The 20,728-nt window shown below is 50.4% G+C and carries 18 protein-coding genes; 10 read left to right on the top strand and 8 right to left on the bottom strand.

Going from position 1 to position 20,728, the window contains the following annotated elements:
- Window positions 1-3: 3 nt before the first annotated feature.
- The 3 genes from hydE to Q7P68_RS04415 are packed head-to-tail and all read right to left on the bottom strand — an operon-like array spanning window position 4 to window position 2,907.
- Complete coding sequence (gene hydE / locus Q7P68_RS04425; RefSeq protein ID WP_304223306.1) at window positions 4-1,104, bottom strand: [FeFe] hydrogenase H-cluster radical SAM maturase HydE; 1,101 nt, start codon at window positions 1,102-1,104, stop codon at window positions 4-6.
- Entirely contained in the window at window positions 1,101-2,651 is a 1,551-nt protein-coding gene (gene hydG, locus Q7P68_RS04420) for a [FeFe] hydrogenase H-cluster radical SAM maturase HydG (protein ID WP_304223303.1), read from the bottom strand. The genes hydE and hydG overlap by 4 nt, the downstream gene beginning before the upstream one ends.
- A complete protein-coding gene (locus Q7P68_RS04415) occupies window positions 2,629-2,907 on the bottom strand; it encodes a TM1266 family iron-only hydrogenase system putative regulator (protein ID WP_304223300.1) in 279 nt (92 codons plus the stop codon). Before Q7P68_RS04415 ends, hydG begins: the two co-directional genes overlap by 23 nt.
- A 216-nt stretch (window positions 2,908-3,123) precedes the next feature.
- On the opposite strand from Q7P68_RS04415, the gene Q7P68_RS04410 reads away from it, so the two are divergent.
- A complete protein-coding gene (locus tag Q7P68_RS04410; protein WP_304223298.1) occupies window positions 3,124-5,115 on the top strand; it encodes a methyl-accepting chemotaxis protein in 1,992 nt (663 codons plus the stop codon).
- Window positions 5,116-5,165: 50 nt separating this feature from the next.
- The gene (locus Q7P68_RS04405) at window positions 5,166-5,762 is read left to right on the top strand and encodes a class I SAM-dependent methyltransferase (RefSeq protein WP_304223295.1); all 597 of its coding nucleotides are present in this window, start codon (window positions 5,166-5,168) and stop codon (window positions 5,760-5,762) included.
- A 5-nt stretch (window positions 5,763-5,767) separates the two neighbouring features.
- Here Q7P68_RS04405 and Q7P68_RS04400 read toward each other — a convergent pair whose 3' ends face one another.
- Both Q7P68_RS04400 and Q7P68_RS04395 read right to left on the bottom strand, forming a co-directional pair.
- A complete protein-coding gene (locus Q7P68_RS04400; RefSeq protein ID WP_304223292.1) occupies window positions 5,768-7,846 on the bottom strand; it encodes an alpha-amylase family glycosyl hydrolase in 2,079 nt (692 codons plus the stop codon).
- 123 nt (window positions 7,847-7,969) lie between these two features.
- Window positions 7,970-8,677, bottom strand: coding sequence for a FadR/GntR family transcriptional regulator (locus tag Q7P68_RS04395; RefSeq protein WP_304223290.1), 708 nt, complete (start codon window positions 8,675-8,677; stop codon window positions 7,970-7,972).
- 233 nt (window positions 8,678-8,910) lie between these two features.
- Here Q7P68_RS04395 and hypB point away from each other — a divergent pair, with 233 nt between their 5' ends.
- From hypB to Q7P68_RS04365, 6 genes are read left to right on the top strand one after another with little or no spacing between them, the layout of a single operon-like run.
- The gene (hypB, locus tag Q7P68_RS04390; RefSeq protein ID WP_304223288.1) at window positions 8,911-9,603 is read left to right on the top strand and encodes a hydrogenase nickel incorporation protein HypB; all 693 of its coding nucleotides are present in this window, start codon (window positions 8,911-8,913) and stop codon (window positions 9,601-9,603) included.
- A 1-nt stretch (window position 9,604) separates the two neighbouring features.
- On the top strand, window positions 9,605-12,328 hold the full coding sequence (locus tag Q7P68_RS04385) for an FAD-dependent oxidoreductase (RefSeq protein WP_304223286.1): 2,724 nt from the start codon (window positions 9,605-9,607) through the stop codon (window positions 12,326-12,328).
- Complete coding sequence (locus Q7P68_RS04380; RefSeq protein WP_304223284.1) at window positions 12,316-12,558, top strand: hydrogenase maturation nickel metallochaperone HypA/HybF; 243 nt, start codon at window positions 12,316-12,318, stop codon at window positions 12,556-12,558. The genes Q7P68_RS04385 and Q7P68_RS04380 overlap by 13 nt, the downstream gene beginning before the upstream one ends.
- 27 nt (window positions 12,559-12,585) lie before the next feature.
- Window positions 12,586-13,617: an energy-coupling factor ABC transporter permease gene (locus tag Q7P68_RS04375; protein ID WP_304223281.1), complete on the top strand. Its 1,032-nt coding sequence runs from the start codon at window positions 12,586-12,588 to the stop codon at window positions 13,615-13,617.
- Complete coding sequence (locus tag Q7P68_RS04370; protein ID WP_304223278.1) at window positions 13,611-14,432, top strand: energy-coupling factor transporter transmembrane component T family protein; 822 nt, start codon at window positions 13,611-13,613, stop codon at window positions 14,430-14,432. The genes Q7P68_RS04375 and Q7P68_RS04370 overlap by 7 nt, the downstream gene beginning before the upstream one ends.
- Window positions 14,425-15,156, top strand: a complete 732-nt coding sequence (locus Q7P68_RS04365; RefSeq protein ID WP_304223275.1) for an energy-coupling factor ABC transporter ATP-binding protein — start codon at window positions 14,425-14,427, stop codon at window positions 15,154-15,156. The genes Q7P68_RS04370 and Q7P68_RS04365 overlap by 8 nt, the downstream gene beginning before the upstream one ends.
- 1 nt (window position 15,157) lies before the next feature.
- Here the strand turns inward: Q7P68_RS04365 and Q7P68_RS04360 are convergent, their stop codons facing one another.
- The 3 genes from Q7P68_RS04360 to Q7P68_RS04350 all read right to left on the bottom strand — a co-directional run bounded on the left by Q7P68_RS04360 (window position 15,158) and on the right by Q7P68_RS04350 (window position 18,268).
- Window positions 15,158-17,143 (bottom strand): heavy metal translocating P-type ATPase, encoded by a 1,986-nt coding sequence (locus Q7P68_RS04360; RefSeq protein WP_304223272.1) that lies wholly within the window; start codon window positions 17,141-17,143, stop codon window positions 15,158-15,160.
- Window positions 17,140-17,523, bottom strand: coding sequence for an ArsR/SmtB family transcription factor (locus Q7P68_RS04355; RefSeq protein WP_304223271.1), 384 nt, complete (start codon window positions 17,521-17,523; stop codon window positions 17,140-17,142). Before Q7P68_RS04355 ends, Q7P68_RS04360 begins: the two co-directional genes overlap by 4 nt.
- 166 nt (window positions 17,524-17,689) lie before the next feature.
- Window positions 17,690-18,268 (bottom strand): hypothetical protein, encoded by a 579-nt coding sequence (locus Q7P68_RS04350; protein WP_304223268.1) that lies wholly within the window; start codon window positions 18,266-18,268, stop codon window positions 17,690-17,692.
- A 196-nt stretch (window positions 18,269-18,464) separates the two neighbouring features.
- On the opposite strand from Q7P68_RS04350, the gene Q7P68_RS04345 reads away from it, so the two are divergent.
- Both Q7P68_RS04345 and Q7P68_RS04340 read left to right on the top strand, forming a co-directional pair.
- A complete protein-coding gene (locus Q7P68_RS04345) occupies window positions 18,465-19,379 on the top strand; it encodes a CBS domain-containing protein (RefSeq protein ID WP_304223264.1) in 915 nt (304 codons plus the stop codon).
- An 11-nt stretch (window positions 19,380-19,390) separates the two neighbouring features.
- The gene (locus tag Q7P68_RS04340; protein ID WP_304223262.1) at window positions 19,391-20,671 is read left to right on the top strand and encodes an ArsB/NhaD family transporter; all 1,281 of its coding nucleotides are present in this window, start codon (window positions 19,391-19,393) and stop codon (window positions 20,669-20,671) included.
- The last annotated feature ends 57 nt before the right edge of the window (window positions 20,672-20,728 follow it).

Here is a 20,728-nt window from a genome sequence, read left to right as displayed (position 1 = left end):
TCCTCATGGTTGCACCCTTTCATAAAAGCCCAGCGAGTCTCCCCGGTCCCAGCTTAAGCTGAGCCCCCGGCTCATCACCCGAACCGAAAGACAACCCACACAGTGGAAGCCCGATTCATCAATACAAATTTTACCCGGATACAGGAGGTAATGTTTTTTCTGCAAAACCGGCGTTATGTTCGGCATAAGGACATTGGCCCCCGCTTCGAGCATCTGTTCCCGGCCCTCGGGATGGATAGAACCCGCGGCAGTGGTGGCCGGAATATGGCAGGCCGGCAGGGCAAGCCTGAGGAGGGCCGTGGCCCGAACTGCCCGTTCAAGGTCTCCTCCCGGGGAAGCCGCAAGGGGGGTTGCCGGATGGGGAATAAAGGGCCCAACCCCGCCCATTTCCATCCCGAGGCTTGCGGCTAGGAGGATATTCTGGATAAGGGTCTCCTCCGTTTCGCCGGGAAGGCCCGTCATAAAGCCCGAGCCAAGCTGCAGCCCCGCGGCCCGCAGATCCTCCAGGGCCCGGAGCCGCCGCTCCAAGCTGATACCGGCCCGGAGGTACCGGTGCAGATCCGCGTCGGCGGTCTCGAAGCGCATCAGGTAGCGGTCAGCCCCCGCCACCTTTAGTTCCTGGTATTCCCTGCGGCTTCTGATGCCGAAACTCAAGGTGATGGCGGCCTCCGGCCCGGCGGCGGCCCGGGCTGTCTCGGTAAGCCGCAGGAGCCCCTCCCCTGTAAGGGCTGGGTCCTCCCCGCCCTGGAGCACAAAGGTCATAAACCCGGCCCGCCGCCCCGCCCGTATCGTCTCAGCGAGTTCCTCATGGCTCAGCCGATACCGGACCGTGCTACCGTTGCTTCGCCTGATTCCGCAATAGAGGCAGTTCATGGCACAGTGGTTAGTTACTTCAATAAGCCCTCTGAGCAGCACCTTGTTACCATGGACCGCATCGGCGGTTTTGCGGGCCAGAGCTTTGAGTTCATCCAAGGGGAGTGTAGCTAAGTCCCGGATTTCCGCTTCGCTGGCTCCTTGAACAGGAAGCCGCCCTGGCGCAGAACCGACAAGTGTTAAATCGGCAGGCGCGGAGATAGACGGCGCAGTGTTAAACGGATTGTTCATAAATACAGATCCCGTGCTCCGGCCTCGGTTTCAGCGAGGGCTTTCTCCAAATATACCCTGCCCTTTGGTGTAGCCTCTGCCTGCATACGGCGGATCAAGGCAAGACCCTTTTCCCGAGTTGCAGGGGATGCATAGTCATAGAGATACTCCGCAAAAGAAACAAGTCCATTAGGAAGACAGAATTCCTTGATTAGCCCCGGCTTGGCCAGATCCATAAAGTCCGCGCCGGTCCGGCCCCTGCGGTAGCAGCCGGTACAAAAGCTGGGGACATACCCGTCATCTATGAGATCCGATATGGTTTCTTCGAGCCCCCGGTGATCGCCGATGGCAAACTGAGCAGGATGCTGGGCCGCACCGGGCTTAGACGCTGGGCATCCCAGGGCTGCTGCAGCGGCCAGAGTTGTCGCGCTGGCAGCGGGAGCGGCCTCAGACTTATCCTGCGGCCCGTCTGCTTCGTAGCCCCCCGGATCAGTACGGGAACCGGCGGAAATTTGGCTTACCCCGTAGGCGAGGAGTTCCTTGCGGAATTCGGTCCGCTCCCGGGTAGAAAGAATAATCCCCACCGAGGGCCGGGCGATGCGGAGAATAGCCACAATTTTGCGAAAGTCGTCGTCCGAGACCGGATTGGGCACCACCTCCGCCCAGGGCGCCCCGGGGGCGTATTCGATCCGGGGCACGCTTACCGTGTGGGGCCCCCAACCGAATGTTTCTTCCAGGTGGCGGGCATGCTCCAGCAGGGCTACCAGTTCATAACGCCAGGATCCGAGGCCAAAGAGGGCCCCGAGTCCAATATCGTCGCACCCCCCTTCCATGGCCCGGTCCATTACAGAAAGCCTGTAGAGATAATCCGCTTTGGGGCCCGACGGATGGGCCCTGCGGTACAGATCCGGGTCATAGGTTTCCTGAAAACAAACATAGGTGCCGATGCCAGCCTTTTTCAGAGCCCGGAAACCCTCCACATCGAGGGGTGCAAGCTCCACATTGATACGCCGCACCCGGGCAGTGCCGACCCGCACCGCATAGCAGGTTTCGATAGCCTTAAGGGTATAGTCCAAAGACTGTTTCGGCGACTCTCCTGAAATAATAAGAATGCGCTTATGGCCCTGGGAAAGGAGTATCTCCGTCTGCCGGGCAATTTCATCCATAGAAAGGACAACCCGCCTCATGTCCCGGTTATCTACACGGAAACCGCAGTACACACAGTTGTTAACACAGTAATTTCCCGTGTACAGGGGCGCAAAGAGGACCATCCGCTTGCCGTAAATCTGTTCCTTTACCCAGCCTGCGGTCGCCAACAGCTGCCGCATCTGTTCAGGGTCACCTATCGCTGCGAGCTCCGCCGCTTCCTCTGCCGTAAGGCCCTGCAAGGTCCGCGCCTTTTCCAGGATTTCACCAACCCGGCTTGCGGAAGGAGCCGGACAGCGGGAAAGGTCAGAAAGCTTTTGATAGTCCAAAAAGGTTGATGGATATCCGGCGCGCTGTGCCAAAGCCCCGGGGCTTTGTGCCGCCGCCACCGCGGGTTCATCAAGATGGGTCTGTGTTTTCATTGGAATCCTCCCGGTATCCCGTCAGAACCGACTTGACCTGAACGCCCTTAAGGCGCCCCAGGGGACCTGTTAAAGCCCCGATTTGGTCTGTCGATCCTTCGACGACCAGGGAAATGACCTGTACGCCCTTGTCCCGGAAAGGCATACCAAGACGGCCCTGGATAATGTGGTTGTGGGATGAGAGGATTTGATTAACCTGGCCGACCGATTCGCGGCCTTGAATAAGGATGGCTACAATGCCGATTCTCTTCTCCATTGGAAACTCCTTTGGATCCGAACTGGACACCTGAAGTACACCTTGAGGTCGGGACAATCCTCCCTCTCAGTCGTCTTTATTTTATCGAGTAATTTTTATCGGGTCAAGGGGTGAGGAACACAAACCGCATTTTTTGCATTTACTCCATGGAGGTTCTATCATTTATAACAGACATATTATCAAGGGCGTTTCGTTTACCTGTCAGAGGAGGTCCCCATGAAAATTCGGTTTGGTGTTATGGCAAAGATTCTCATACCCGCTGTCGCCATTTATGTAACAGCCCTGACTATAGTTATCGCGGTAGCATATAATTCAGCAGGCGCAATTGTCACAAAACAGATTTACCAGGAAGGAGACGCATTAGCTAAACAATACGCCAGTGAACTTGATGCACAGCTCGAAGTGGCTATAGATACGGCGCGGACTTTGGCTCATACGTTCGAAGGCCTGTGGGCATCTAATCTTAAAGACCGCCGTACATACGCCGAAGTGTTAAAGTCTGTCCTGGAAAAAAACGCAGATTTTACCTCAGTATGGACCATCTGGGAACCGAATGTATTTGGCGATGATCCTGCAAAAGCTGAATCATTGCTAAAAACGGCATCGGGACGTTTTGCCGCTTCATGGGCACGAAATAAAGATGGAAGCCTCTATCGGCCCCAGGTAAATGATTCGGATGTAGAAGGGGCTTTTTATGCAAGGCCTGTCTCCGAAGGTAACGAGGTGATGGTGGCTCCCTACTCTTTTTCATATACCGGTAAGAAGGAAGATGAAATCCTTATGACAAGTTTAGCGGTGCCCATCAAGGCGGGAAACCGCATTCTTGGCGTAGCAGGCATCGATCTGGCCCTTGATAAAATCCAGAAAATTGCAGCAGGTTATGCTCGAAAGGATGGAACTTATTGCATTTTAGTCGACAACAGCGCAAAACGCATTTATCATCCTAAAAAAGAACTGCTAGGACAGCCAGTCGGAGACGATACACCGGAATTAAAAGATGCGCTCCGCACCGCCATAGCCCAGGGGAAGCCCTTTACGCTTACCAAAAAAGCACTTGCAACCGGAGCCATTTCTTACTTATCTTACGCACCTATACAAGTGGGCCAAGATCAGACGCCCTGGAGCCTCGCCATCGTGCTGCCGGTAAGTGTGCTGCTTAAGCCTTTACAGAATTTACTCTGGCTGCTTATCTTCCTTGGTATCGCAGTAGCTGCAGCGGGTATTCCGATGTTGGCATTCGTATCCCTCTCCCTTTCAAGACCAATCCTGGAGGTTAGAAACGCAGCCGTTCGTTTTGCCCAAGGAGATTTCCGCCGCAATACTCAGGAAGGCAAAAAACTGGAAGTCTTAAGCAAAAGGAAAGACGAAATAGGCGAAATGGTACAGGCAATGCAAGATCTGGCCGAAGCGGTCGGAGAGCGGGTACTGGAAATTCAAATTGCCGCGCGGGAAGTTTCCGACGGAGCCAACCAGGCATCTGCTTCGGCTCAAACCCTTTCTTCCGGGGCCTCAGAGCAGGCAGCCAGCGGAGAAGAGGTTTCGGCGTCTATGGAAGAGATGAGCTCTTCGGTAAAACAAAACGCAGAAAACGCCCAGGCAACAGAAAAAATAGCCCGTCAGTCCGCAAAATCCGCCGAGGAAGGAGGCCGGGCGGTTACCGAAAGTGTTCTTGCTATGAAGCAGATTGCGGAGAAGGTTAACATTATTGAAGAAATAGCCCGGCAAACTAATCTACTAGCCCTGAATGCGGCTATAGAAGCTGCTCGAGCGGGCGAATCGGGCAAGGGTTTTGCCGTCGTGGCAAGCGAAGTGCGAAAACTTGCAGAACGTTCACAAAAAGCAGCGCAGGAGATTACCGCCCTTTCCCAAACGACAGCTGCGGGAGCTGAAAAGGCAGGGGTTCTTATCAATACAATCGTTCCGGATATTCAAAAAACCGCTGATCTTGTGCAGGAAATATCCGCAGCCAGCCAGGAACAAACGACTGGGGTAGAACAGGTAAATCAGGCCCTGCTACAGCTAGACCAGGTGATCCAGGAGAACGCTTCATCCAGCGAAGAATTGGCTTCCATGGCAGAAGAACTTTCAGGCCAGGCCCAGGTACTGCTCGATTCAGTATCCTTTTTCAAAGTCGAAGGTCTTGATAGTGCTAAGCCGCAGGTCCCCCAACTGCCGGAACCGAAAAAGGAGAAAGGGGCTGATGCATAAATCAGCTCCTGGGATGCTTGTAATAACTGGTTTATATCAGCGAGGTGTCCATGAAACTGAGCCACAGCGAACGGCATACTCGATTGTTTGAACGTATTGCTATACCTTACGGATGGTTTTTCATCGACCAGACCCGCTCCTATGAAGCAGTTTTTGATATTGGCCGTTCTGCCCTGCCGGACCCTCGGGGTAAAACCGCCCTGGATTTAGGCTGCGGGACAGGAGCCTTTACAGCGGCGCTAAAAAAGGAGGGCTGGTCGGTAACTGGTATCGATGCAGCCCAGGGTATGGTTAACCAGGCCCGGCAGCGGGGTGTTCATTGTTCGGTAGCCGATGTATTGCACGGGCTTCCCTACGAAGATCATTCCTTTGACCTGGTCAGCGCCGCCTATGTAGCCCATGGCCTCAGGCGGGATGACCGGCTCGCCCTCTTTCGGGAAGCCCGGCGTTTAAGCCGTGGTCTCGTTTTGTTCCACGACTATACGCCGGACCGGCACTTGTTGATCAGCATCATCGAATACCTCGAAGGGGGCGACTACTTTGGGTTTATTAAGACCGGTCTAGAGGATATGCAAAGCGTGTTCTCCTCGGTCCGCCAGATCCGGGTTGGAAAGCAGGCCGCATGGTACCTCTGCGAAGCATCCTAAACAGGTTACGGTTGCACCACACACCACCTTTGATCTGTGTAACGGTAAAGGAAGCGATAGGCTCCTCCGCTTTCCGGGGTAAACTGAATGTTGTGGTTTGCCGAGCCGTCGTCTTGGAATAGGCTTGCGTTCACAGCGGTACCGCTTACCGAAGCAGCAAGGCTTGTATCATAATTACTGCCCAGTTCGTTCCAGCCATACCAAGCTCCGCCTGATTTGAACTTGAAAAGGTAAGCTATATTGGCATTGAGCGGCCGGCTTACCGAAAGAAGGCCGCTGACACCAGACACAGGGGCCATGGCAGCGCCGCTAGACCAATCGGATAGGGTTCCCATAAGGTAAAATGACGGTACTGGTGGAGTCTGATAGGGAATATCATTTATAAGGGTTGCTCCTGTAACGCCTGCTTCCAGAGCCAGGACCCGCACCCCAAAACCCGCCACATTATTAAGGGTTATGACGCTGCTTCCGCTCGTCCAAGAAACATTGTCGCTCCCAAAGAGGGTATGCACTGCGCTAGGAGTGCTAGTGAGGTTTACGGTTAGATCGCCGGCCTCCGCGGTGGTATTCATCACAACCAGGGTGCGCTCGCTGCCAAGGGTGCGCTCATAGGCAAAGACCCCGCCAGAATTAGCAACAAGCAAGTATGAGCCCTGTCTGAGACTCGAGCGAGCCGAGCGCAGGGCGATAAGGGCCCGGTGCCAGGATAGGAGGCTCGCCGGGTCTGTTTTCTGGGTCCTTACCGCATTCCAAGATAAGGGCTGGCGGAGATTTATATCGTTACCCACCGCACCGGTCATGCCAATCTCGTTCCCGTAGTAGATGAAGGGCGTCCCGAGACCTGTTAACTGGAGGGCAGCCTGGAGCCGAACCTTGCCCGCATCACCGCTAAAGTTGGTGATAGGCCGGCTTACCACGTTATCGTGGTTCGAGGTAAAGGTTCCCATCCAGCCTCCTGCGGGCACCACCGATGATTGTACCCACTGCCAGTGATTGTTGAGGTCAGCGGTATTTAACGCTGCGGCGGCATAGGCAAAGGGGAAGTCCAAGGTCATATTAAAGCCGGCCTTTCCGTCTTTCGTCATATATTCAAGCAGATTGGCCTGGTTGTCAGTCCAGTTTTCTGCCACCATGAATTTTGCGGTACCTGCACCGGTGTATTGGTCCATCAGATCCCGTACCTTCTGCCAGTGTTCAATGGTTTTTGCTTGGTCCACATAGCCCGAACCAGTTGTGGACCAGTCTTCATAGAGGTACTTTACCGCATCAACCCGAATCCCATCAAAACCAAAGTTAAGCCAGCCCAGAAGTATGTTAGCCATGGCCTTCCGAACCGCCTGCGTTTCGTAATTGAGGTCCGGCATGCCATCCCAAAAGAGGCCGTAATAGTAATAACCGTTGACCGGGCCATGGAAGTCACTTAAGCTATCCCAGCCAGTCCAACCAGCGGGTCGGCTTGGTTTCCAGACAAACCAGTCCCGGTATAGGCTTCCGGTACCACTTGAGGACTTGGTAAACCAGGGGTGCTGGTTCGAAACATGGTTAGGAACATAGTCAAAGATAATCCGCATACCACGACTATGAACGGCCCGTATGAGCTGCTGGAGCCGGTAGTTGCTTCCCAGCCGGGGATCCACCCGGTAAAGGTTAGTGGCATCATAGCCGTGCAGGTTAGGCGGTGTACTAGCAGACTCAAAAATGGGGGAAAGCCAAATGGCCGTAACACCAAGATCGTTTTGTAGATAATCTAAATGGTCAATAATCCCCTGGAGGTCACCAATGCCATCTCCGTTTGAATCGGCAAAAGCAGGGACCCAAAGATGATAAAAAATGGCATCCTTGTACCATTCGGTATTATTAGTATTAAGACTGTTTGACCCATCAGGGGCTACAGTCCGCAGGGCGCCAAAATAGGGATCAGTTGTTGTAGATGCAGGAATTTCGGAAAACCCGATCGCGGGATCCGCATCCCAGGGATAGGTAAGACTTGTCTGATCCGGGCTGCAGGACACAAAACCTGCGGCAGTAAACAGGACAGCACAAAAAAAGGCAAAGGCTGGCAGCGCAGAACGGAAACGCTTCATCAATCTGGACTCCTCATAGAGGTTGTTGTACAGCTCTGTCCATAGCAACAACCCGTTAAGCAAAATGGCACCGGATATAAACCGGTTTAGTCCAGTCTATCACAAACTATTCGTTTATTCATCCTACTCATAATAAATCGAGACTCCGCCGGATATGGTTTGATGAATGGATTCCCGGAAAAGGCGAACCGCTTCGTGTACATTCCGTGCCGCAATCTGCTCATAGAGGGCCCGGTTGTTTTCGAAGAGCTTTTCCTTGCCATGAAGCTGGATATACCGTTTCCAGAGCATGGTAACCGGGGCTTTAAAAGAATAAAAAATGAGGGGTAATAGGCTGTTTCCCGACATCATGCCAAGTTCGTAATGAAAACAAAAAGCAGCCTCTGCGGCGGTTTGCGGGTCCGATGCGGATTCGAGCTTATCAAGATGACCCTTTATGACCGCAAGGTCCGCATCGGTCATCCGCGGAATAGCAAGTTCCAGCGCCAGGGTCTCCAGCACGAGGCGCAGCTCCAGTATGGACTTTATCTCTTCCCGTCCCAGCATGCCGCCGTTATAGTTCATAATCGCCAGGAGGGTCTCGCTGGTTCCCCTTCGTCGGTAATCTGCCACATAGGCGCCGGACCGGGGCTTAATTTCAAGAAACCCTTTACGGGCCATTTCCATAAGGCCCCCGTTTACCACCGCCCGGCTCACCCCCATGGCTTCGGCGATTTCCCGCTCGGAAGGAAGTTTTGATCCAATGGGCAGTTTACCGGAAAGAATTTGAGCTTCCATTTCTTTGATAAAAAGTTCTTTCAGGCTCGGGGCCTGCAGTTTTGGTAATTCCATGTAACATCAACCTCCGCCTTTTGACCTTGAGCAGACCATATCAACAGACTGCTCATCTGGTGCTATAATTACACGCACCATTGCTCTGACACTGGTTATACCAGATACCAGATTATAACATATCATATAACGCATAGCAAATCAATAATATATTTACATTTATATTATTGTATAATTTTTTATTGACTTATTTTATAAACTGGTATATCATCAGTCCAATAGCGAGATTACCCATGAACACCTACAGAGTTTTGGAAATCAAAAAGACCGTTTTTAGCGGCAACGACGAGCGGGCTCAAAAGCTCCGCGCCGACCTGGAACAACGGGGAGTTTTTCTGCTCAACCTCATGTCTTCCCCCGGTTCGGGTAAAACAACAACCCTCATGAAAACCATTGGGGCCCTGAAAGACAGGTTCCGCATAGGAGTTATGGAAGCGGATATAGATTCAGATGTGGATGCTTCCACTATTGCCACAAGCGGTGTCAAGGTGATTCAGCTCCATACCGGGGGCATGTGCCACCTCGATGCTGAAATGACCCGGCAAGGCTTGGAGAACCTTGCCACAGAAGATCTCGATATAGTCTTCCTCGAAAATGTGGGAAATCTTATCTGCACCGCCGAATATGACACCGGCGCGGCCCTGAATGTCATGATTTTAAGTGTCCCCGAAGGAGATGATAAGCCGCTTAAATATCCTGTTATGTTTCAACGGGTCGATGCTATTCTCATCAACAAGATTGATGCACTCCCGCTCTTCGATTTTAACCTTGAGCGTTTCAGAAAACATATTACAGAATTAAATCCAAAGGCTCAGATTTTTCCGATTTCAGCAAAAACCGGCGAAGGTGTGGAGTCCTGGGTAACCTGGCTTACTAACGAAATCCATGCTTGGAAAACAATACATACCACAACAAAAGGGGAATAATATGGCACGGGAACTCATCCTCGATTTAGCAAACAAAATCAGTAAAACAAAACGGGGAGCCAAGGACGAAATTAAACCGGAATATCCAGAATACCAGATATTGGATCCCATCGTTACCGATGAAATGGCTCTGGTAGCATTGCAGGTCGAATTTCGGAAACCCCAGACCGCTGAACAGATTGCCGCCCGCTGCGGCAAATCGGTGGAAGAAACCACCAAGCTCCTCTGGGATCTGGCCTATGCAGGGGTTACTATTGTCAACAAGATCGATGGCGTAGACCAGTTCTGGCACGAAGTGTGGGTTCCTGGCCATATGGAAATGATCGTGAACAACAAAGAGAATGTTCGTAAACATCCAGAGGTAGCCCGGGCCTTTGATGCCTACGGAAAACGAAAGGGCCCCCTTGCGGCGGGCAATTTCCCCGTCGGAGCAGGCCCCATGCGGGTTATTCCCATACAAAAGGCGATTGATGGCGAAACCCGTCATGCCTCCTTTGAAGAAGTAGAAAAATACATCCAGGATGCACAGCTTATCTCTGTTTCAGACTGCTCCTGCCGAACCTCCCGTGAAGTTATGGGTGAAGGCTGCGGACACCTCAAGGAGGATATGTGCATCCAGTTAAACCATGCGGCCGAATACTATATCCGTACCGGAAGGGCCCGGCAAATCAGTAAAGAAGAAGCCCTGGAAATTATGCACCGGGCGGAAGAAAACGGCCTTATGCACAGTATTCCCAACCTGGACGGCCCCGGTCATACCCATGCAATCTGCAACTGCTGCGGCTGCGGCTGTTTTTCCAACCGTATTGCCAATATGTACCGGAACCCCGACATGGTCAGGTCTAACTTTGTTGCCCAGGTAGATCCGGATAAATGCGTAGCCTGCGGCGAATGCGTGGAAAACTGCCCCAGCAATGCGGCAAAGCTGGGCCAGAAAATCTGCACCACCGAAGCGGAACGCAAAAAGGTGAACCGAGTCCTGCCCTACGATACCGAATGGGGACCGGAACATTGGAACCCGGACTACCGGATCAATAAAAAGGTGGTAGAAGACACGGGTTCCAGTCCCTGTAAAGCGGGCTGTCCTGCCCACATTGCCGTTCAGGGATATATCAAACTAGCTTCCCAGGGCCGTTATCGGGAAGCGCTGGAGCTCATCAAAAAGGAAAATCCCTTCCCTGCAGTCTGCGGCCGTATCTGCCCCCGCAAGTGCGAATCCCAGTGTACCCGGGGAGACTTGGACAATCCGGTTGCGGTAGATGAAATTAAAAAGTTCATCGCCGAAAAGGATCTGCATGGGGATACCCGCTATATTCCCAAAAAACAGCACAACTATGGCAATAAAATTGCCGTTATTGGCGCAGGTCCTGCAGGACTTTCCTGTGCCTATTTCCTGGCCCTGGATGGCTACCGCGTCACGGTCTTTGAAAAGGAACAAAAACTGGGTGGTATGCTCACCTTTGGTATTCCTGCGTACCGGCTGGAAAAGGATGTTATCGATGCGGAGATCGATATCCTGAGAGAGCTTGGTGTGGAATTTAAAACTGGAATAGAAGTTGGCAAAGATGTAACTATACCTGAATTGCGCAAGCAGGGATACGAAGGATTTTACCTCGCAATCGGCGCTCAGGCAGGACGGAAACTCGGACTTGAGGGCGAAGACGCCCAGGGCGTATTTACCGGTGTTGACTTCCTTCGTATGGTCAACCTGGGTCAGAAACCGGACATTCAGGGCAAGGTCATCGTAATCGGCGGCGGAAATGTGGCCATAGACGTGGCCCGTACCGCAATCCGCTCTGGCGGACAGCAGGTAAGTATGTATTGTCTCGAATCGAGGCCTGAAATGCCAGCCCTTCCTGAAGAGATCGATGAAGCGCTGGAAGAAGACATTCGTATCGAAAATTCCTGGGGCCCCAAACGGATCATCGTTAAAGACGGCAAGGTTGCCGGTGTGGAATTTAAAAAGTGCGTCCGTGTTTTTGATGAAAGCGGACGATTCAATCCCGCTTTTGATGAAAACACTACCATTACGGTGGAAGCTGACCGGGTCCTGCTTTCGGTAGGACAGGCGATTGACTGGGGCAAGGTTCTGGAAGGAACCAGCATTGAACTTAATCCAAATAAAACCGTTAAGGTGAATCCGACAACCTTCCAGACCAGCGAACCGGATGTCTTTGCCGGCGGCGATGTTGTAACCGGTCCGAAGTTCGCAATCGATGCTATTGCATTAGGCAAGGAAGGGGCTATCTCTCTGCACCGCTTTGTTCATAAGGGACAGAGCCTTGTACTGGGAAGACTTAAACGGGATTACAAACCTATTGATAAAGAAAACCTGAACCTGGAAGGCTACGATGCCATCCCGCGGCAGCGGCCTATCGTTCATGCGAAGGAGGAAGAAAAACTCTCGTTCCATGACATTCGGGGTGTACTGACCGAGGAACAGGTGAAGAAAGAAACCGAACGCTGTCTGAGCTGCGGAGCAACAGTTATCGATGAATTCATGTGTCTCGGCTGCGGCCAGTGCGTGACCCGCTGCAAGTTTGAGGCAATAAAACTGGTGCGGCGCTATGACGCAGAACAGCTTCCCTATGAAAAAATTAAGCCGACGGTCATCAAATATATCCTCAAACGCAAGGTAAAAATTGCGGGTAAGACGGTACTCACCAATCTTGGCGCCCTGTTCGGCAAAAAAGAGAAGTCTGGAGAAAAACAGTGCACGAACTAGGCATCATGATGCATATTGTGGAGACCGTAGAAACCTTTGCCAAGGAACAGGGGGTGAATCAGATTAAAACCCTGGTGCTTCAAGTGGGGGAGGAATCTCCGGTCGTTCCGCAATACCTCCGTGTATGTTATCCTGCAGCGGTAGATGGAACCACACTGCAGGATACGGAACTGGAGATTGAGACAATTCCCGGCCGGGATTTTCTTATTAAAGAGATTGTGGCCCTGTAAAAGGGCAGGAGCTTAAGGAGTTTTTCTATGCACATGGCGGATGCCCTGATATCCCCGCAGGTCGGTGCAGTAATGTGGACAGCGACGCTGGCTGTCGGGGCCTATTCGGTAAAAAAGGCCCGGGAAAAGGAAGAACAAGACCATATTGCCCTGGCGGGTATTCTGGGAGCCTTTGTTTTTGCAGCCCAGATGATTAATTTTTCCATCCCAGGCACCGGTTCGAGTGGACATATTGGAGGGGGACTGCTTTTATCCATTCTCCTTGGTCCCCACCTCGCCTTTTTAACCATGGCTGCCATATTGTTCATTCAAGCGCTTTTTTTTGCCGACGGTGGGCTATTAAGCTACGGATGCAATGTTTTTAACCTTGCTTTTTGCACCTGTTTTGTAGCCTATCCGCTCTTTTGTCAACTCAGTAAAAAAGTAGACAAGAGATATATCTTCAGCAAGGGCTCAATAGTACTTGCCAGTGTTATAGGTCTGCAATTGGGGGCCTTCTCGGTGGTTCTGGAAACACTCTTCTCCAACAAAACAGAACTTCCTTTCTTTACCTTTGTCATGCTGATGCAGCCAATCCATTTGGCTATCGGCCTTGTAGAAGGCTTCATTACCGCCGCTATCATTTCCTCTGTAGAAAAAACAGCCCCCCAGATTCTGTCTCATTCTCGCACTCAGAGTAGAACAGCGCCAGCTATAGAAAAACTTGGGGCGGTTTTTATTGTTGCTGCACTTTTTACCGGCGGCATCCTCTCATGGTTTGCCTCTACTCAACCAGACGGCCTTGAATGGTCAATTGAAAAAGTCTCCGGTTCGGTTGATATAGAGAGTGCAAGCAATGTACATGGTCTTTTTTCGGATCTCCAAAAAAAGACCGCCATACTGCCCGATTATTCCTTCGGGACTGCAGGCGAAGCACCAGAAACATGGCCTAAAGCTGACGCGGGGACCAGTGTTTCAGGAATCGCAGGAGCGTTTTTTACCTTTCTGCTCGTTTTCATCATCGGGTTTGCCTTAAAACCCAAAAACAAACCTGAGCCTGTACAGAAAGCAAAGTGGTAATCTATACAAAAGAAGAACAACGATTCAGAGGCTTCGAGGAATTTGCATCCCTCTCCAGCAGTGTACACCGGCTTCATCCGGCAGCACTGCTGGTTACCATTGTTGGATTCATCATTGCCATTTCTTCGTATCCATACACGGCTGTAAGTGTATTGATACCCTATTGCATCTTTCCCGTACTGCTGGCCCGGTTTGCCCGCATCCCCCTCAAACCTCTTATTACAGCAACAGTGAAAGTCATGCCCCTCATTATCATGATTGGAATACTGCAGCCTTTTACAGATCCCGTTTTTTTTAAGGTTGGCTCCCTTTCCTTCAGCTGGGGCTGGATTATTTTCATCTCTCTTCTTGTAAAAGCATTTTTAACCATACTGGCTAATTTCTTGCTTATCAGTATTTTAGGCATCGGCGGACTGCAAAAAGCAATGAAAAGCCTGGGGATCCCCCCTCTTTTTTATTTGCTTTTTACCATGGTATACCGCTACATTATGCTCTTACTGGAAGATATATACCGGGCGATGCGGGCCTATGAAATACGAAGCGGCGGGAACCCAAAGCTCCGGCTGCAGGAGTGGGGGACCGTTCCTGCAAGCATCTTGATACGGACCTATGAACAGGGGCTGCGTATTGAACAGGCCATGAAGTTACGAGGATACGATCCGGCACAGCCCTTTGGGCAGGTGCCCAGGATATCCTTTAAGGATATTGCATTTATTCTCATCTGTATAAGCAGCTTTGTTATGTTCCGAATCTTTCCAATCTCTGTCCTGTTAGGCGATATGTTCATAACTGGTTTCAAGGCACTACATGGATAAACCACGCATCGTTGTAGATAAACTAAGCCACACCTATCCCGATGGTTGGCAAGTGCTTTCCAATTTGTCCTTTTCTATACAGGCCGGAACGACGGTTGCTTTGGCAGGGGCAAACGGCAGCGGCAAAACTACCCTGCTCTGGCTCATTGCAGGTATTTTAGAAGCCAGTCAGGGAAGCATCCATATTGATGAAATTCCGCTGAATCGAGGAACGGTCCGCCAGATACAAAGAAAAATTGGCCTTGCGTTCCAGAATCCAGAGGACCAGCTGTTTATGGCTACGGTCCGGCAGGATGTGGAATTTGGACCCCGGAACCTTCACTATTCTGAGCAGGAGATCGAAACACGGGCAACAGAGGCCATGGAAAAAACCGGCTGTCTCCATCTTGCAGAGAGGCCCCCCTACCGTCTTTCGGGGGGCGAAAAGCGCTTAGTGTCCTTGGCCACCATTCTCGCCACCGATGCAGAAATCCTTTTACTAGATGAGCCAACAAACGCCCTCGATCCACGATCAAGAAGAAATACCATCAACCTGCTCAGGAGTCTTCCCCATACAAAACTGATTGCGACCCACGACTTAGATCTGGCACTGGAACTCTGCGATGAAGTCATCCTGCTCCATCAGGGGACCCTTGCAGCCAGGGGAACAGCACAGCAGATCCTTAAGGACCGGCTGCTGCTTGAATCGGCGGGCCTCGAACTTCCCCTGTCGCTTCAGCGTTAAATTACCGCAGGGCCCGGCTCGCATTCACTACCGCAAGCAATGCTACACCCACATCTGCAATGACCGCTTCCCACATGCTTGCAAAGCCCAGGGCACCCAGGGCAAGAAAGGTCATCTTAAAGCCAAGGGCAAACACAATGTTTTGCGTAACAATCCTCTGTGTTTTTTTTGCGTGAATGATGAGCTGGGGTATGCGCCTTACCTCATCGGTCATTAAAACCACATCGGCGTTTTCTATAGCCGCATCGGTGCCGATTCCGCCCATGGCAATTCCCGCATCTGACCGGGCAAGGACCGGCGCATCGTTAATGCCGTCCCCTACATAAACAAGGCTTCCTCGGCCATTGATATCTTGGAGCATGGACTCCACTTTTGCAAGCTTATCCTGCGGAAGCAGCCCATGATGAACCGGAATACCGCCCAGTTCGCGGGCAGTCCTCATGGCGGGCCCCTCATTATCGCCGGTAAGAACCGCAATATCTTGTACTCCCAGTTTTTTGAGATCCCGAAGGGCTTCCTGTGCACCCGCTTTAACCCTATCGCCGAGCATGATTTTTCCCGCATAGGTCCCCGCTACCGCCACATGGATAACCGACTCTTCCATATCTTCGCACCGGTGAGGAATCTTTTTAAGATGTAAAAGACGGTCGTTCCCTGCAATAATCTCACGGCCCTGCACAGTGGCAACCGAACCATGGCCGGGAATTTCGGTAAAACTGGAAGACTCATCAGGCTGTACAGATTGATAAGCCTTTCCGTATTGAGAAGCATAAAACCGTTGGACTGCTACCGAAAGCGGGTGGTTCGATGCTGAACCGGCAAGGACCGCATGGGAAAGAAGCTCTTCGGCGGTAAATCCATCGGCGGGCTGGATATGTTTTACCGTAAATGCCGCATCCGTGAGGGTGCCGGTTTTATCAAAGACCACCGAACGCGCCTTGGCGAGCGTATCCAATACAGCCGCCCCTTTCACGAGGATTCCCTTCCGGGCAGCGCCGCCGAGACCTGCGAAATAGCTTAATGGAATACTGAGCACAAAGGCACAGGGACAGGAAATGACCAGCATGGTAAGGGCCCGGTAAATCCATAGGGAGAAACGCTGCCCCGGAACAAGGAGGGGCGGTACAAGCGCCACCGCCAAAGCAAGAAAAACTACCGCCGGCGTGTACCAGAGGGCAAAGCGGTGAATAAACTGCTCAGGCTTTGCTTTATTTTTCGTTGCTTCCTCTACAAGCCAAATGATGCGGCTGGCCGCTGAATCCTTTGCAAGCCTGAGGGTGCGAATTACGAGGACTCCGTCCATGACAATAAAACCCGAGAGTACCTCCGTTCCAGCCTGGGCTGGCCGGGGAAGGCTCTCACCGGTCATGGATGCCGTATCGAGTGATCCTGTGCCCTCTATAACTTCTCCATCCACAGGCACCCGTTCGCCGGGACGAATCTGCACAAGTTCTCCTATTTGTACCGAAGCGCTTTCTATTTGTTCCCATTGACCGTTTCTCAAAACCCGGGCGGTTTCTGCTTTTAGGCTGAGCAGCGCTTTAATAGACTGCCTGCTCTTGGTAACCGCCACATCCTGTAAAAACTCACCCGCACGATAAAGGACCATAACTCCCACAGCCTCTTCCATAGCGCCGATTGCAAAGGCTCCCAGGGAGGCGAGGGACATTAAAAAGAGCTCATCAAAGGGCTTTAATTGTATGATATTCCGCGCTGCGCCGCGCAGAACCTCATAGCCTGCAAGTATATATGCAGCCGCTAGGCTTATAATGGCGACTACCGAAAAGAGCGGAGCGGTGCCGCTGGCAGACTGGGCAGAAAGATGGGGAGAAAACTCCCACAATACTATGCCTGAGAGGCCAAGGACAAAAGCAGCGATGAGCAACACCAATTCTTTTCTTTGTTCCTGGGATAAGCGGAACGTAACCGCTTGAACTTTTGATATATCTACAGAACAAGCGCCGGATGAACAGCAGGCATCTTTCATGCTTGTACCATCCCCTGTTCGGAAACGTGGCCCGCGGCTATGGCAAGAAGACCTTCCACATGGTCATCGTCAAGGCTGTAATAGACAACCTTGCCATCCTTGCGGAACCGGACGAGCCGGGCACGTCTTAACAGCGAAAGCTGATGGCTTATGGCCGACTGGGTCATATCGAGGGCGCGGGAGAGATCGCACACACAGAGCTCCCGTTCATGAGCGAGGGCATTGACTATTCTAAGCCGTGTAGGATCACCGAGAATTTTAAACAGTTCAGACATGGCCAATAGCTGGGGAACCGGCAGTTCTTCTCTCCGGGCCTCTTCCACCGCTTCCGGATGCACCTCCGTACAGGCGCACACCACAGTTTCTTTAAGGTTAGTCATATAAACTCCACACAACACCGTTTATATGAACGATTGTTCATATATTCATAAATCAAACATACTGGAGACTTACAAAAAATTCAAGACTCGCTTGGTAAAGATTATATGACGAAAAATAAATATGATAGCGGAACCTGCCCTTGGGCAGGTTCCAGGGTGCGGGTTGTTATAGCTTGAACAGTATCCCGATTAGACCGGTATTATAGTATCCGTAATAGCCGTATTCAACATTGAGCGCAAAGTTGGGGGTAAAGAAGTAACTTGCCCCGCCGGTGGTCCTGAGCCCAATTCTGAATTCTGAAGTGCGGGATCCGCTATACCCCCAGGTGTAGCTAAAAAAGCCTGCACCAAGCCCGATATAGGTATCCATATTATCCAATGCGGAGAAACCGCTGGGCCAGTCAAAGTCTTTAAGTCCCAGGTGCAAGGTAGCAAAGGCGCCTCCACCAAGATAAGTATCAGTCCAATCTGAATATATGCTGTTATTCCATGAATAATAGGAAGCCTTAACTGCGGCCCCATAGGTCAGGGGCAAAAAGTCAGCAATGACGAATTTCCCAAGTATAAACTCAACCCCGCCAGAGACATCTATAGCTCCCCAAAAAAAGCCATATCCGATACCGACAGACAGGGCTAAATCTCCCGGTGCCATGAGGGGTTCTGGAGCCTTGGGCGGTTCTGCCCAGAGATTGCCTCCCATAGCAAGCATAAGAAGCGCCAGAACCAAAACAAAACCTTTTTTCATAATGCGACTCCTTTCCAAAAATATTTAGGCTTCTAGGAAGTCTATTAGATTAAGTATAGGTTCAAATGAAATTAAAATCCACTCTCGCAAACTTGAAAGGTATCAATATAATTCGATAAAATGAAAAGAATCGAATAGTATGGCACCATTTGCGATAATTTCTAGAATATATCGCAAAGGTACCAAAGGAGCAGCTATGAAGCTATCTAATTTTATGGATCCAAAGCTTGTTTTACTTAAAGCGGATGTATCCAGTGTAGAAGAGGCGATAAAACAGGCTTTGCAGGTAGTAGTAAAAAATTACAAGCATGATGCGTTAAACTATGACAACGTTCTAAAGCTTGTACAAGAACGGGAAGCTCTGGGAGGAACCGTATTGCCCAGCGGTGTCGCAATACCCCATGCCAGAGTCCCCCTTTTTAACGATTTTCTTATCGCTTCGGTGATTCCTAAAAAACCAATTTTAGTAACCCATCAAGACAGAGAAATAGAAGTAAAAATCATCTATCTGTTTATTATTTCCCAGACCGCATCGACCATTTACTTGAATGCCCTCGCAAAGATTGCCGAATCATCAAAATCCGAAGAAATTATGAAAAAACTTTTGGCAGCCGAAATGCCCCATCAATTTGTGGAAGTCTTTGAGCAGGCTGGCTATCTGGTAAAAAAGGATTTAACCGTAGCGGATATTATGACCACCGAAGTTGTTTCACTTAAAAAAAGCGCGACCTTAAAGGAACTAACAGACCTGATGTATACAAAACATCTCCGTTACGTTCCTATTCTGGACGATTCAGGTAAACTTGTCGGCGAAATCGGTGTCATCGACCTCATTAAAGCGGGTATTCCCGACTATGCCTTCAGAATTGGGAGTTTAAAATTCCTTTCCGAACTGGAACCCATGACAGAACTCTTGCTTAAAGAAGACAAAATTACCGTAGAAAGCATAATGAACAAAAACCCGGCAGCTCTAAAACCAAATACATCAGTTATAGAAGTAGCCTTTGAAATGAGCAGAAATAAAAAGCGGCACTATGCTATCTGCGACAATGGAAAACTGGTAGGTGTAGTTTCCGCCATGGATCTTTTAAGCAAGGTGTTACGGGCTTAGTGGAGTTAATGATGATGGTGAATATACATATGATTCTTTCTTTAGTGGTATTCGTGGCTGTTTATTGGGCTATTAGTACAGAAATTATAAATAAAGCTGCAGCAGCCCTCTTGGGAGGTCTTGTGATGGTGCTCATGGGGGTTCTTGATCAGGAATCTGCATATGCCCATGTGGACTGGAATGTCATATTCCTGCTCATTGGTATGATGATTATTATGAGCATTACCAAAAGGACCGGTATTTTCCAATACATCGCCATTAAAATCGCAAAACTGTCTCGGGGCGAACCGATCGTTATCCTCGTTGCTCTCTCTCTCATTACCGCAGTTGTATCGGCCTTTCTAGACAATGTTACCACGGTCCTCATTATTATTCCAATTACCATATTGATCGCCGTCGAGCTTGGCATCAGTCCCGTTCCCTTTGTTATTACCCTAGCCATCGCATCAAATATCGGCGGAACGGCGACCCTCATCGGAGATCCGCCTAACATCATGATAGGAAGCGCCGCCAACTTAAGCTTTGTCGATTTTATCGTGACCCTTTCTCCGGTCATTCTTATCATCCTCGTGATAAGTTCCCTTATGGTTATACTGATGTTTAAAAAGCAGCTCCAGGTAACCAACGAACGCAAAGCCCGGGTCATGAACTTTGATGAATCCAAGGCAATTGAAGATCCGGTATTGCTTGTTAAATCGATGGTTGTCCTTGGCTTAGTTATTCTTGCGTTTCTTTTACATGGGGTACTTAATTTTGAACCATCCACCATTGCACTTACAGGAGCCGTATTGCTCATCATCCTATCTGGAGCAAAAGAACTGGAGCACATTTTTGCAGAGGTAGAATGGACCACTATTTTCTTCTTCTTCGGACTATTCATTGTTGTCGGTGCCTTGGTAGAAGTTGGAATCATGTCCATGGTTTCGAGCTGGCTCTTGGAAGTTACTAAGGGAAATCTAAAATTGACCCAATATGTAATTCTTTGGGTTTCTTCAATCGTTTCGGCAGTTGTGGACAATATACCCTTCGTAGCCACCATGATCCCCCTTATTAAGGACATGGGGAACCAACTAGGGGCTGAGGCCATTAAGCCCCTCTGGTGGGCCCTGTCATTGGGAGCCTGTCTTGGCGGAAACGGAACCTTGATTGGCGCCTCTGCGAACGTGGTGTCCGCAGGGCTTTCAGCAAAGAGCGGCTACCCCATCAGTTTTTGGGACTTTACTAAGATTGGAGCCATATTCATGTTTATGTCCATCATCGTGAGTTCCTTGTATATATTTGTAAAGTTCTAAAATTTACGTTATTCGTAATTTTTTATTGTTTTTTTACGATTTTAGTATATAATATCC

The organism is Gracilinema caldarium (assembly GCF_029265695.1).
Classification (GTDB): domain Bacteria; phylum Spirochaetota; class Spirochaetia; order Treponematales; family Breznakiellaceae; genus Gracilinema; species Gracilinema caldarium_A.
This window is presented reverse-complemented; position numbering and strand designations above follow the sequence as displayed.

What these genes read in the sequence shown, in the direction of transcription:
- Q7P68_RS04385 (WP_304223286.1), top strand. Translation starts at nt 9,605, where the DNA reads ATGGCACGGGAACTCATCCTCGATTTAGCAAACAAAATCAGTAAAACA.
- Q7P68_RS04400 (WP_304223292.1), bottom strand. Translation starts at nt 7,846, where the DNA reads ATGAAGCGTTTCCGTTCTGCGCTGCCAGCCTTTGCCTTTTTTTGTGCT.
- Q7P68_RS04405 (WP_304223295.1), top strand. Translation starts at nt 5,166, where the DNA reads ATGAAACTGAGCCACAGCGAACGGCATACTCGATTGTTTGAACGTATT.
- Q7P68_RS04355 (WP_304223271.1), bottom strand. Translation starts at nt 17,523, where the DNA reads ATGACTAACCTTAAAGAAACTGTGGTGTGCGCCTGTACGGAGGTGCAT.
- Q7P68_RS04365 (WP_304223275.1), top strand. Translation starts at nt 14,425, where the DNA reads ATGGATAAACCACGCATCGTTGTAGATAAACTAAGCCACACCTATCCC.
- hypB (WP_304223288.1), top strand. Translation starts at nt 8,911, where the DNA reads ATGAACACCTACAGAGTTTTGGAAATCAAAAAGACCGTTTTTAGCGGC.
- Q7P68_RS04360 (WP_304223272.1), bottom strand. Translation starts at nt 17,143, where the DNA reads ATGAAAGATGCCTGCTGTTCATCCGGCGCTTGTTCTGTAGATATATCA.
- Q7P68_RS04340 (WP_304223262.1), top strand. Translation starts at nt 19,391, where the DNA reads ATGATGGTGAATATACATATGATTCTTTCTTTAGTGGTATTCGTGGCT.
- Q7P68_RS04395 (WP_304223290.1), bottom strand. Translation starts at nt 8,677, where the DNA reads ATGGAATTACCAAAACTGCAGGCCCCGAGCCTGAAAGAACTTTTTATC.
- Q7P68_RS04375 (WP_304223281.1), top strand. Translation starts at nt 12,586, where the DNA reads ATGCACATGGCGGATGCCCTGATATCCCCGCAGGTCGGTGCAGTAATG.
- Q7P68_RS04350 (WP_304223268.1), bottom strand. Translation starts at nt 18,268, where the DNA reads ATGAAAAAAGGTTTTGTTTTGGTTCTGGCGCTTCTTATGCTTGCTATG.
- Q7P68_RS04415 (WP_304223300.1), bottom strand. Translation starts at nt 2,907, where the DNA reads ATGGAGAAGAGAATCGGCATTGTAGCCATCCTTATTCAAGGCCGCGAA.
- hydE (WP_304223306.1), bottom strand. Translation starts at nt 1,104, where the DNA reads ATGAACAATCCGTTTAACACTGCGCCGTCTATCTCCGCGCCTGCCGAT.
- hydG (WP_304223303.1), bottom strand. Translation starts at nt 2,651, where the DNA reads ATGAAAACACAGACCCATCTTGATGAACCCGCGGTGGCGGCGGCACAA.
- Q7P68_RS04410 (WP_304223298.1), top strand. Translation starts at nt 3,124, where the DNA reads ATGAAAATTCGGTTTGGTGTTATGGCAAAGATTCTCATACCCGCTGTC.
- Q7P68_RS04345 (WP_304223264.1), top strand. Translation starts at nt 18,465, where the DNA reads ATGAAGCTATCTAATTTTATGGATCCAAAGCTTGTTTTACTTAAAGCG.